This window comes from Pseudomonas sp. MIS38, assembly GCF_019891575.1.
Classification (GTDB): Bacteria; Pseudomonadota; Gammaproteobacteria; order Pseudomonadales; family Pseudomonadaceae; genus Aquipseudomonas; species Aquipseudomonas putida_A.
On the sequence record NZ_JAFLXF010000015.1, the window covers coordinates 64,312 to 75,916 of the forward strand.

General features: G+C 61.6%; 17 protein-coding genes. All 17 read left to right on the forward strand.

Annotation, left to right across the window (positions count from 1 at the left end; all coding sequences use genetic code 11):
* The first annotated feature begins 1 nt into the window (after position 1).
* The 17 genes from J1G18_RS17730 (at position 2) to J1G18_RS17810 (ending at position 11,601) form a co-directional block, all read left to right on the forward strand.
* Entirely contained in the window at positions 2-1,234 is a 1,233-nt protein-coding gene (locus J1G18_RS17730) for a S49 family peptidase (protein ID WP_223008166.1), read from the forward strand.
* Between the two features lie 12 nt (positions 1,235-1,246).
* Complete coding sequence (locus J1G18_RS17735; protein ID WP_223008167.1) at positions 1,247-1,597, forward strand: head decoration protein; 351 nt, start codon at positions 1,247-1,249, stop codon at positions 1,595-1,597.
* Positions 1,598-1,609: 12 nt separating this feature from the next.
* A complete protein-coding gene (locus J1G18_RS17740) occupies positions 1,610-2,638 on the forward strand; it encodes a major capsid protein (protein ID WP_223008168.1) in 1,029 nt (342 codons plus the stop codon).
* Position 2,639: 1 nt separating this feature from the next.
* Positions 2,640-2,852 (forward strand): hypothetical protein, encoded by a 213-nt coding sequence (locus J1G18_RS17745; RefSeq protein WP_223008169.1) that lies wholly within the window; start codon positions 2,640-2,642, stop codon positions 2,850-2,852.
* A gap of 2 nt (positions 2,853-2,854) precedes the next feature.
* The gene (locus J1G18_RS17750) at positions 2,855-3,169 is read left to right on the forward strand and encodes a hypothetical protein (RefSeq protein WP_223008211.1); all 315 of its coding nucleotides are present in this window, start codon (positions 2,855-2,857) and stop codon (positions 3,167-3,169) included.
* A complete protein-coding gene (locus J1G18_RS17755) occupies positions 3,166-3,822 on the forward strand; it encodes a hypothetical protein (protein WP_223008170.1) in 657 nt (218 codons plus the stop codon). The genes J1G18_RS17750 and J1G18_RS17755 overlap by 4 nt, the downstream gene beginning before the upstream one ends.
* Position 3,823: 1 nt before the next feature.
* Positions 3,824-4,363, forward strand: coding sequence for a hypothetical protein (locus tag J1G18_RS17760; protein WP_223008171.1), 540 nt, complete (start codon positions 3,824-3,826; stop codon positions 4,361-4,363).
* Complete coding sequence (locus J1G18_RS17765) at positions 4,360-4,947, forward strand: phage baseplate assembly protein V (RefSeq protein ID WP_223008172.1); 588 nt, start codon at positions 4,360-4,362, stop codon at positions 4,945-4,947. Before J1G18_RS17760 ends, J1G18_RS17765 begins: the two co-directional genes overlap by 4 nt.
* Before the next feature lie 57 nt (positions 4,948-5,004).
* The gene (locus J1G18_RS17770) at positions 5,005-5,268 is read left to right on the forward strand and encodes a hypothetical protein (protein WP_223008212.1); all 264 of its coding nucleotides are present in this window, start codon (positions 5,005-5,007) and stop codon (positions 5,266-5,268) included.
* A 5-nt stretch (positions 5,269-5,273) separates the two neighbouring features.
* Complete coding sequence (locus J1G18_RS17775) at positions 5,274-5,600, forward strand: GPW/gp25 family protein (protein WP_223008173.1); 327 nt, start codon at positions 5,274-5,276, stop codon at positions 5,598-5,600.
* Positions 5,597-6,481 carry a baseplate J/gp47 family protein gene (locus J1G18_RS17780; protein ID WP_223008174.1) on the forward strand — a complete coding sequence of 295 codons (885 nt, stop codon included), beginning with the start codon at positions 5,597-5,599 and terminating at the stop codon, positions 6,479-6,481. The genes J1G18_RS17775 and J1G18_RS17780 overlap by 4 nt, the downstream gene beginning before the upstream one ends.
* 1 nt (position 6,482) lies before the next feature.
* Complete coding sequence (locus J1G18_RS17785; RefSeq protein ID WP_223008175.1) at positions 6,483-7,088, forward strand: phage tail protein I; 606 nt, start codon at positions 6,483-6,485, stop codon at positions 7,086-7,088.
* The gene (locus J1G18_RS17790; RefSeq protein ID WP_223008176.1) at positions 7,085-9,043 is read left to right on the forward strand and encodes a phage tail protein; all 1,959 of its coding nucleotides are present in this window, start codon (positions 7,085-7,087) and stop codon (positions 9,041-9,043) included. Before J1G18_RS17785 ends, J1G18_RS17790 begins: the two co-directional genes overlap by 4 nt.
* A gap of 2 nt (positions 9,044-9,045) precedes the next feature.
* Entirely contained in the window at positions 9,046-9,489 is a 444-nt protein-coding gene (locus J1G18_RS17795) for a phage tail assembly chaperone (protein ID WP_223008177.1), read from the forward strand.
* A gap of 102 nt (positions 9,490-9,591) precedes the next feature.
* A complete protein-coding gene (locus J1G18_RS17800) occupies positions 9,592-10,758 on the forward strand; it encodes a phage tail sheath family protein (protein ID WP_223008178.1) in 1,167 nt (388 codons plus the stop codon).
* 12 nt (positions 10,759-10,770) lie between these two features.
* Positions 10,771-11,274: a phage major tail tube protein gene (locus J1G18_RS17805; protein WP_085683143.1), complete on the forward strand. Its 504-nt coding sequence runs from the start codon at positions 10,771-10,773 to the stop codon at positions 11,272-11,274.
* Between the two features lie 12 nt (positions 11,275-11,286).
* Entirely contained in the window at positions 11,287-11,601 is a 315-nt protein-coding gene (locus J1G18_RS17810; protein ID WP_223008179.1) for a phage tail assembly protein, read from the forward strand.
* The last annotated feature ends 4 nt before the right edge of the window (positions 11,602-11,605 follow it).

Here is an 11,605-nt window from a genome sequence, read left to right on the forward strand (position 1 = left end):
CATGCCCCGCGCATTTGAGCTGGCTGCCTCGCAGCCTTGGCTGATGCTGCCTGGCGCCCTGGAAAACCTGCTGACCATCGCAGACCGAATGGGCGACACGGCGGCGTTGGAGACCCGCACCGGCATGCGGCTAGACAACAGCCGTACCGTCAGCGTGCGCAACGGGGTAGCGATCATTCCGGTGGTCGGCCCCGTGTTTCGCTACGCCAATCTCTTCACCGAGATCAGTGGCGCGACCAGCACCCAGGTGCTGGCGACTGACCTTCAAAAAGCGCTGGACGACCCCAAGGTCAGCGCAATCATTTTGAACATTGACAGCCCAGGCGGCGTTGCCGCCGGCATCAACGAGCTCGCCGACCACATCCATGCAGCCCGAGATCGCAAACGCATCGTCGCCTACATCGGCGGCACCGGTGCCAGCGCGGCCTACTGGATCGCCTCGGCGGCTGGCGAGATCGTCATCGACGAGACCGCGCTCGCCGGCAGCATCGGCGTCGTGGTCGAGGCGGTTGTGGAGGGCGAGGCCGCTACAGGGCGCAAGCGTTACCAAATCGTCAGCCGCAACGCACCCAACAAACGGGTGGATCTGTCCACCGAAGAGGGACGGGCCAAGGTCGGCGAAACCGTCGACGCCATGGGCGACGTGTTCGTAGCCAAGGTGGCCCGGAACCTGGGCGTGGATCCGGAGCGCGTTCCGGAGATGGGCGACTTCGGCGGACTGCGTGTCGGCGCTGCCGCTGTCGAGTCCGGCCTCGCCCATCGTCTGGGCTCGCTTGAAGCATTGATTACCGAACTGGCCAAAACGGCCGCAACCCAACCGAGGAAATTCAACATGACCACCGTCAGCAGCACGGCGGAGTTGCGTGAGGCGCTGGCCGCCGGCACGGATCCGCAGACCATCCAGATCGCCCAGGCGAATCAGCCGGATGTGGAGAGCATCCGCACCCAGAGCCGCGAGGAGGGCGCGACCGCTGAGCGGCAGCGCATCACCGGCATCAACGCCATGGCCAGCAAGGGATTCGAGACCGAGATCGCTGCCGCTATCGATGCCGGTACCTCGGTCGAAGCCACCGCCCTGCAACTGTTCAAGGCGGCGCAGGATCGCGGCATTTCACTGAACGCGATCAAGTCCGATGCCACCGGCGCCTCGACCTCGACCCCGACTGATAACGATGACCAGGGCGAACGTAAGGCCGTGGTCAACGCCATCGTCGTGGGCGCCTCGCGCCGCTGACAGGAGAAAAACATGAGCAATCCAGAACGCCAAACCTACGTGCCCGAGCAGCTTTCAGCGGGCGCCTTCCCGGTGATGATCGACATCGCTGTGATCGCCGCCGGCCAGAACCTTCCGCGAGGTGCCGTCCTCGGCCAAGTCCAAGCGAGTGGCGAGTACGCGCTTTGCAAGGCCGCCGCCACGGACGGCTCCGAGGTGCCCTCAGCGATCCTCGATCAGGCCACGGATACCAGCAAGGGTGTCCAGGCGGCACCGATCCTACTGACCGGCGAAGTGCTGGCCGCCCAACTCACTCTCGGCGAAGGGCTCACCGTAGCGAAGGCGAAAGCCGCGCTACGAGCCCTGTGCCTGTTCGTTCGTTAACCGGAGTTTCCGATGGATATTTTTGATACCCGCACCATGCTGGAAGCGGTCGAGCAGATGCCGACCGCACGCCGCTTTCTGTTGAACACTTTTTTCAACGGTGGCACTCCGGTGACGTTCCCGACCAAAACCGTGGACATCGACATCATCAAGGGCAAACGCAAGATGGCGCCGTTCGTCAATCCGCGTCTGCCGGGCAGCCTGTCGCTGCGCGAGGGCTACACCACCAGCACCTACACGCCACCGTACATCCAACCCAAGCGCGAGACCACCGCCGAACTGGTACTCAAGCGTTCGGCCGGCGACAACCCCTACGCCACCCGTACACCGCTGGAGCGTGCGGGCCAGTTGTTGGGCAAGGATCTGCGTGACCTGGACGACGAGATCGTCCGCCGCGAAGAGTGGATGTGCGCCCAGGCACTGACCACCGGCAAGGTTCGCGTGATCGGCGAGGGTGTGGACGACACCATCGATTTCCTGATGGCCAGCGACCACCGGATCAGCCTCGGCAGCGGGCAATGGGGCATGGCCGACAGCGACCCCATCGGCAACCTGCGCAGTTGGAAACGCAAGATCGCCAAGGACTCCGGCCGCACGGCCAACACCGTGGCGATGAGCGGCGAAGCGTTGGACGCCTTCCAGTCCAATGCGACGGTGATGAAGCAACTCAACACTCGCCGCGTCGACATGGGCATGATCAAGCCAGAGGAATTACCCGACGGCGTGACTTACCTGGGTTACCTGAACGATCCGGGCGTCGACCTGTACGGCTATGACGAGTGGTATCTGGACGATGACGACGACGAACAGCCAATGATCCCGGTCGGCGGTTTGATCCTCGGTGCCACTTCGACGCGCAACGCGATGCTGTATGGCGCAATCCAGGATCTGGAGGCCGTGGAAAGCGGTCTGGTTGAAGCGGCCCGCTTTCCGAAAAGCTGGGTCACCCAAGAGCCGAGCGCTCGCTGGCTGAAGTTGCAGAGTGCGGCTTTGGCCGGCTTGCTGGAGCCGGACGCTTTCATCTACGCCAAGGTGGTGTGACATGGCCAAAAAAGCTGAATACTTGGTGATCGACGGTTGCGTGCAGGACGGCCGGAGCGTGGTGGTCAAGGGCGAGCCCTACAGCCCGCCCAACAAAGAGGTGGCGGATGCGCTGTTGGCTGAGGGCCGCATTGCCGCTATCAAGGATCCGCGTGCCCAGCAACTGCTGCGAGACAACCCAGGCACAGCCGACGACGTCGACGACGGTGAATGACTGTGGGCTTTCGCGAGTTGAGCGAAGACATGGATGCCTTGGTGCTGGATGGACTGGGCGACATGGGAACGGTCGGCGGTCGTGAGGTCGCCGGTTTCTTTTCTGCCCCCTGGTTACAACCACGCATCGGGCGGATCAACACCGCACTACGAGAGCCGCAGTTCGAGATCCGCGTCAGCGATGCTTCAGGAATTGAGCCGGGCCAACTGGTTCTTATTGATCTACCGGCGCAAGACGGCGGCGGCCAGTACGACCTGGTGAAACTGGAACCGGATGGCACCGGTTGGGTAGCGTTGTTGTTGAGGGCTAAACGATGAGCGTCGGTAGCTATGTCAAACCCTCGGCCGGTGGCGGGATGATCTCGCTGCAAACCTCGGCGGCCGACCTGAAAGCTTTTCAGGATTTCGCCGCTTTGGTACCCAAGGCCGCTGCTGCGGCACAGCGGCGAGCCATCAACAAAACGTTGCGATGGCTTGCCACGCAAATTGCCCGCGCCGTTGGCCGACAGGAGCGCATTGCGGTTGCTGCTGTGCGGCAGCGGCTGCGAGCTTACCCGGTCAGGGGTGGAGCGAACAGCGGCAAACTGTGGTTCGGCCTCAACGCCATGGAAGCCAGTCGCATCGGCCGGCCCCGGCAGAGCCGGTCCGGTGTGTCGGTGGCGGGGCGCCGCTTTCAGGGGGCGTTCTTCAAGAAGGTTTACGGCAACAGCGCGGATGTCTGGATCCGAACGGCCAGTAAGCATTTCGACGCCAGTGACTATCCCGATAGCGATGTCAGCGGGGCGGGCGGGGCCAGTTCGGGCTGGATCGCCGAACACGGCAGCCGCTTTCCACTGGCGAAAGCTAAGGTGTCGCTGGAGCAGGCGCGGCCACACTTCGAAAGCTGGATCCGCAAGGCCGATGAACAGTTGCTGCACGTCCTGCAGCAGGAACTCAATTTTGAACTGCAGAAACACCTGAAGGGGACATGACATGACGGATCAAGTCGATGAGCCGTTCAGCCTGGAGCAGTTGTATCAAGCCATTGAACGGCATATTCAGGATCACCTGCCAGGTATTCAGACTGTTGCAGTCTGGCCGAACATTGATGATCGCATCGCATTGCCGGCGGTTCTGATCGAGTTGGCGGAGATGGAGCCGGGACTCGATCCGGGAACGGGCGAAACGGGTCTGTCCTGCAAGTTTGAGGCGCGGGTGATTACCGACCCGATCCAGCCCGATCACCATCAGCAAGCGGTGTTCATCGCCGGTCAGTTGGCCGTGCTGCTGCGAATGCAGTCGTGGGGTGTGGAAGTCGAACCGGCAGAGTTTGTTCAGGCCATGCAAGACTGGACCAAGCCGGAGCTGGACGGCTACACCGTCTGGGTTGTGGAATGGACGCAGCAGATCTACCTCGGCGAAACGCAATGGCCGTGGCCTGATCAACCACCGGGCACGTTGCTGTTCGGCGTGGAGCCTGACACCGGTCTGGCCAACAAGGACAAGTACTTTGCGCCGGAGGATCTACCATGAGCGGCGGCTACGTTAGCTCCCAGCATGACCGCATGCTCGCCGGCCTGGTTAAGGACTGCTACGTGGTGGCGGTAGATCTTACGGCGTCACCACCGGTGTGCCGCGTTTCGGACGGTGAGTGGGTCAGCGGTTGGGTGCGCTGGCACAGCGTCGCCGCCGGCAAGGCACGGCACTGGCGAGCGCCAAGCCTGAATGAGCAGGGCACCTTGATCAGTGCCAGTGGCGAAGTGGCACAAGGCACGTTCATTCCCGGCTTATACGGTAACGGCGGGCCACCGCCTGACAACCGTGACCATGTCGAAGTCTGGCATTTCGAGGATGGCGGGCGCTTGGTCTACGACTGGCAGGACAGCATTTACAGCATTACCCTGCCCACCGGCATGATCGTCATCAAGGTCGGGGCAACCCTGGCCGAAGTGACCGACAACGCCGTCACCGTGAAGTCGGGAACGATCGATCTCGAAGGCAAAGTGAACATCAAGGGACCGGTGAATATCGACGGGCCACTGCACGCCACGCAGAACATCACCAGCGACGGTGCGATCCTGGACACCACCGGCAACACTGCCAACCACAAGCACTGATCACCCACCCATCCATCAGCCCGCCGCGCGCGGGCTTTCTTATGCCTGGAGATACTCATGACCAAGGTCAAATCTGAAGTCGAGGCGTTCGCGGAAGCACTGCCAGTATCAGGGCTTGTCCCTGTTGCTCAGGGATTCCCCGGCCATGCCTCTGACCAGCTCATCAAGTTTCGCGACGCCCTCTACACCTCCCGCACGGTGGTTCTGCCGGACGGTCGCATCCTTCCCGTGGTCAAGAGCTTGGTCATGGTCGAGGCGGGCGATGACGTCGCGCTGAAATACCTCAAGGCTCACCCTGAATACGAGCAGCTCAAGGAGTAGACCCGATGATCGGAATGGATCGCCACACCGGGCAGCCCATCTCCGGCATCGAGCATCTACGTCAGTCGGTTGCGGACATCCTCGGAACGCCGCTGCTGAGCCGTCGCGAACGGCCGGAGTACGGCAGCAAGCTCCGGCGCATGGTCGACCTGCCTATCAACGAAGGCTGGAAAAGCGCGGCGCAGGCTGAGGCCGTGCGGGCGCTCAACCAATGGGAACCACGGCTCAAGCTTGAGCGCGTGGCGGTTGTCTCCGTCCTCGGCGGGAAAATCAATTTCAAGATCAGCGGCGAATACCTCGGTGAGCGCGGCACGTTGGAGGTGTGGGTATGAGTACCCTGGTAGATCTGTCGGAGCTGCCGGCACCGGACGTGCTGGAACCGCTGGACTTTGAAGACACGTACAGCGAAGTGCTAGGCGTGTTCAGAGGACACATGGGGCCGAACTGGACCGCCTCGCTGGAAAGCGATCCGGTGACAAAGCTGCTGGAGGTCGGTAGCTATATCAAGCTCGGTAACCGGGCGCGCGTTAACGACGCGGCCAAGGCTCAGTTACTGGCCTACGCCACCGGCGCCGATCTGGATCACCTGGCCGCCAACGTCAACCTCAAGCGCCTGGTGATCCAAGCGGCGGATCCGCTGGCTGTGCCGCCGATTGCAGCGATCATGGAGTCTCATGATGCGTTGCGCGAGCGTGTACAACTGGCCTATGAGGGGCTGACCACTGCCGGCCCCCGCAACAGCTACATCCTCCACGCACGAAACGCCTCGGCGCTGGTCGCCGATGCCACGGCGGAAAGCCCGGCGCCGGCCTGCGTCGACGTCACGGTGCTGGGATTAGAGGGCGATGGCACGGCTGGCCCGGAGTTGTTGGCCTTGGTCGCTGTGGCTGTGAATGACGATGACGTGCGGCCGGTGGGCGACCGCGTCACCGTGCGCGGCGCCGAGATCCTGCGTTACCGGGTCGACGCCGTGCTGCACATGAAAGGCGCCGGCCCGGAGAACGACGCGGCGCTTACCGAGGCGATCCGTCGATTGGAAGCCTGGATCAATCCACGGCGCCGGCTGGGCGTCGAGGTAGCCCGGTCTGGGGTCGATGCGCAGCTGCATGTCGCCGGTGTTGCGCGAGTGGAACTGAAGGATTGGCAGGATTTGAAACCCACCAAGGCGCAGGCCGCTTATTGCACGGGTTACACCGTTGTACTGGGAGGCTGACATGCGCAGTCTTTTGCCGCTCAACAGCACTCCCCTGGAACGGGGTATCGAGGCGACATTCGCCGAAACCACGTTGATTCCGTTGCGCACGTTGTACAACCCCGACACTTGTCCGGAGCACCTGCTGCCGCATCTGGCCTGGGCCTGGTCGGTCGACCGCTGGGATCCAGCCTGGTCGGAACCGGTTAAGCGCGCGGCCATCAAGGCGTCGTTCTTTATCCACAAACACAAGGGCACCATCGGTGCCTTGCGCAGAGTCGTCGAACCGCTGGGCTACCTGATCGAGATCGTCGAATGGTTCAACACGGTACCAGAAGGCGTGCCGGGCACTTTTGCGTTGAAGGTCGGGGTACTGGATACCGGCATCACCGAGGAAATGTACCTCGAACTCGAACGCCTGATCGATGACGCCAAACCGGTCAGCCGCAAGTTGACGGGGCTGGCCATCAGCCTTGAGACGCAAGGCAACCTGAATGTTGGTGCATGCCTCTACGACGGCGACGAACTCGACATTTACCCGCCTGAAATGCAGGACATCAACGTCACCGGCAACTTCGGTGTGGTTGGGCGGGAACACTCCATTGACACCTTGGACATTTATTCATGATTGATGAGAATTCGAAGTTCTTCGCGATCCTCACGGACGTGGGTGCCGCCAAGCTGGCGAATGCCAACGTGCTTGGGGTTCCCTGGAACATTACACAGATGGGCCTGGGTGATGCGAATGGCACTGACCCGCAACCCAGCGCCAAGCAAACAAAACTGATCAACGAGTGGCGTCGGCGGCCACTGAATCAGCTACGCATTGATCCGGTCAATGCGGCAGTAATCATCGCCGAGCAGGTGATTCCAGCTGATGAGGGGGGACGCTGGATTCGTGAGGTCGGACTGTACGATGCGGACGGCGACCTGGTAGCGGTGGCGAACTGTGCGCCGAGCTTCAAGCCAATCCTGTCGCAGGGCTCGGGACGTACGCAGGTGGTGCGGATGAACCTTATTGTTTCCAGTACCGCGCAGATCAGTCTCAAGATCGATCCGGCGGTGGTGCTGGCGACACGTGAGTGGGTCGATTCACGCATTCTGGAGGAACTGAGCAAGCTCGATATCAAGCAATCGGTGCGAGCAGCCACCACGGCCAATATCAGCCTGGTCGGTTTACAGGTGGTGGATGGCGTTTCGATCAACGCCGGTGACCGGGTGCTGGTGAAAAATCAAACGGCTGCCAAGGACAACGGTCCTTATGTGGCGGCGGTTGGAGCTTGGGTGCGAGCAAAAGATGCGGACAACAACACCAAGGTGACGCCGAATCTGACGGTGGCGGTCGAGGTTGGCGCAACTCAGGCCGATACGATTTGGCAGCTGATAACGGATGGCCAGATTGTTGTGGGCACCACCGCACTGACGTTCAAGGACATCACAGACGGTTTTGCCCGGTTGTTCTCGCCGATGTTTTCCGGCAACCCCACGGCTCCCACGCCGGCGCAGTTCGACAGCAGCAAGTCGCTGGCGACGACTGAATTTCTCAAGCGGCGCGGAATCGAGTTCTCGGGGTTCACGACCAGCGATGCGAGCCTGGTGCTTTCGGCGGCGCACGTCGGCGGCCTGCACAGTTTCTCCGCCGCTACGCAGCTCACGGCGACCTTGCCGCCGACAGCAGGTGTTGCGCAGGGAGCCACGATCACGTTGGTCAGTGCTGGCCCGGGTGGCTTAAAAGTCGTGGGTTCGGGTACAGACGTGGTGTACACCTCGACCGGTGTGGCCGGCCCGTTGGTGTTGGCCCTGGGCGACACGGCCGAGTTTATCCGCCTGCAAGACCAGTGGCGACTGGTCGGCGGTTCGGTGCTTTTGCGCTTTGCAGGCACGATGAGCGGCGCGCACTTCATCACGCAGCCGCAGTTCGATAGCGGCAAGGCGCTGGCCACGACGGAATTTGTGCAGCGGGCGCTGGGGAATTTTGCCGGGCGTGTGGATATTGGAGCATTGCCCGCAACGCTCAGTGCATCGGCTGCTGGCTGTCGTATTGTTCTGGCGGCGTCAGGGACGCTGACCCTGCCGCTTGTTGCTTCGGTGCCCACCGGAACCAATTTCTATCTGTTCAACACGACGCCGGGTGTGGTCACCATCACTCGGCAGGGTGCGGACATTATTAGCGCGCTGACCGTTAATTCTCAGGCTTCCGTGACTCTCCAATCGCTTTCTACCATCGTGATTACGGCAGGGAACGGACAGTGGGTCGTTGAAAGCGGTATGTCTGCCCTGAAGTATGCCCCCGAGTTCGCCAGCTCTTGGGGGGGGAGCGGTTATCACCGACTGCCCTCGGGCTTGATTGAGCAGTGGGGCACGGGCATGACGGATGCGAACGGCTATGTGTACGTCACATTTCCTATCCCGTTCCCTAACGGACTGCGCAACATCATGCCAATGCACGTCGGGTCATCGTGCTTGATGCACGCGGTTATGGGGGTGGGGTTGGGTGCGACCGGCTGTACGTTGCGCTTACAAAATCAGTCGGGGGCTGCTCAAGCGAATTGGCAGACCTACTGGCGGGCTATAGGGAATTAAGTATGAGCAAGATTGTTTTTTTCAGTCCGACCACCTGTGGGGCTTATCGCCCCGAGATCCACGGCGCCGACATGCCGGCGGACGTGGTCGAAGTAGCCGAAAGTGTTTGGCAGGCGCTGCTTGATGAGTTGTCGGTCAGCCCTAAAAAAATGTCGTCCCGCCCCGATGGTCAGCCGGTGTTGATTGATCCGCCGCCGCTCGATGCTAACGAACTGGAGGCGGTCGAGCGGGCTTGGCGTGACGCGCAACTGGCCTTGACCGATCCGCTGGTTTCCCGGCATCGCGACGAGCTGGAAGAAGGAGGCGAATCCTCGCTTACGGTTGAGCAGTACACGGAGTTGCAGGCCTACCGCCGGCAGTTGCGCGACTGGCCGCAAGGCTCACAATTCCCGCTCGCAGAACACCGTCCGCCGACACCGACCTGGCTGGCAACACAAACCACCTGAACGCCCCGCACTGTCGGGGCGTGTTCATTCCGCCTCAAGCAATACCAACACTTCAAGCCTCGCAGACACGCGGGGCTTTTTCGTTTCTGGAGAACGAGCCTTATGAGTTTCTTTCACGGCGTCACGACCACAGCGGTCGACACCGGCGCGCGCACCATCACGCTGCCGTCTTCCTCGATCATCGGTTTGTGCGACACCTTCACGCCGGGTGTGCTTGGCGGCGGCACTGCCAAAGCTGGGGAACTGAAGCTGATCACCACCGAGCGCGAAGCCATTGCAGCGTTCGGCGCGGAATCGGCAGTTACCCGAGCCTGCCAGGCGATCTACAAAAAAGCCAAGGCGGTGATCGTCGCCATCGGGGTGCCGAAGATGGATGATCCGGCGCTGCAGACATCGGCCATTATCGGCGGCGTGTTGGCCTCGGGGCAGCGTACTGGCCTGCAGGCACTGCTCGATGGCAAAAGCCTGTTCAACGCCCAACCGCGTTTGCTGATCGCACCTGGCCATTCGGCCACTAAGGCGGTGGCCACCGCCATCGATGGTCTGGCGCAGAAGCTGCGCGCCATTGGCATCATCGACGGGCCGTGCACCACCGACGAGGAAGCCATGGCCTACGCCGACAATTTCGGCAGCCGCAACCTGTTCATGGTCGACCCCGGTGTGCAGTTCTGGGACACCGGCGAAAGCAAGACCGTGGATGCGCCGGGTTCTGCGTGGACCGCCGGCCTGTTTGCCTGGACGGATGCGATCTACGGATTCTGGGCCTCGCCGTCGAACAAAGAGTTCACCGGCATCACCGGCACCACCCGCGCGGTCGAGTACCTGGACGGCGATGAGACCTGTCGGGCCAACCTGCTCAACAACGCCAATATCACCACGATCATTCGCGACGACGGCTACCGCCTTTGGGGTAACCGCACGCTTTCGAGCGATCCGAAATGGGCGTTCGTCACCCGCGTACGCACGCTGTTCATCCTCATGGATGCGGTGCAGGCCGGCCACAAATGGGCGGTCGACCGCTCGATCACCAAGACCTACGTCAAGGACGTCACCGACGGACTGGAAGCGTTCATGCGCGACCTGAAGAACCAAGGCGCGGTGATCAACTTCGAGGTGTTTCCGGATCACGAATTGAACACCGCCAGCCAGATCGAGCAGGGCAAGGTGTACTGGCGTATCCGCTTCACCGACGTACCGCCGGCGGAAAACCCGAACTTCCTTTTTGAGGTCACCAACGAGTGGATGACCGAAGTGCTTGAACCTGCCTAAGGAGGCACCCTGATGATTCCTGAAGTTCTCTCCAACTGCGCCGGGTTTATCGACGGCGTCAGTTTTGCCGGCGAAATGCCGAGCCTGACCCTGCCTAAGGTAGTGCTGAAAACCGAAGCCTATCGGGGCGGCGGCATGGCCGGCGAGGTCGAGATCCCGACCGGCGTGGAAAAGCTCGAAGCTGGTTTTACCACCAACGGTGTGCGGCGCGAAGCGCTCAAGTTCTTCGGTCTGTCCGACCGCACCGCCTGCAGCGCTGTGTTCCGAGGTTCGTTCAAGGGGCTCAAGGGCAAGGTCACCCCGGTGATCGTCACCATGCGTGGCGGTATCAAGGAGGTCGACATGGGCGACTGGAAGGCCGGTGAGAAGGCCGAAACCAAACACAACATGGCATTGACCTACTACAAGCTCGAAGTCGCCGGCCGGGTGATTTACGAGATCGACATGCTGGGCATGGTGCTGGTCATTGATGGCGTCGACCAGCTCGCAGACGAACGTGCGGCCCTGGGCCTTTAAGGAAAATACGAAATGAATCAAGACATTCAACCGACCACCGAAAAACCGCTGCCAAAGTGGCTGCAGCTGTCTGACGACGGCTTTCGCATCAGCCTCAAGTACCCTACCGAGCTGTCCGGTGTCACGGTCGACACCCTGATGATGCGTGCACCGTGCGTGCGTGATGTGCGAGCTGCGCAGGCGGCCTCCAACGGTGATGCCGAGCAGCGTGAAATGTCGTTGTTCGCTTCGCTGACCCAGACCCCTGAAGCGGATCTGATGGGGCTGAAGATGGTCGACTACCTGCGCCTGCAGGCCGGCTACTTTCGCCTGGTCACGGACGAGTAAATGC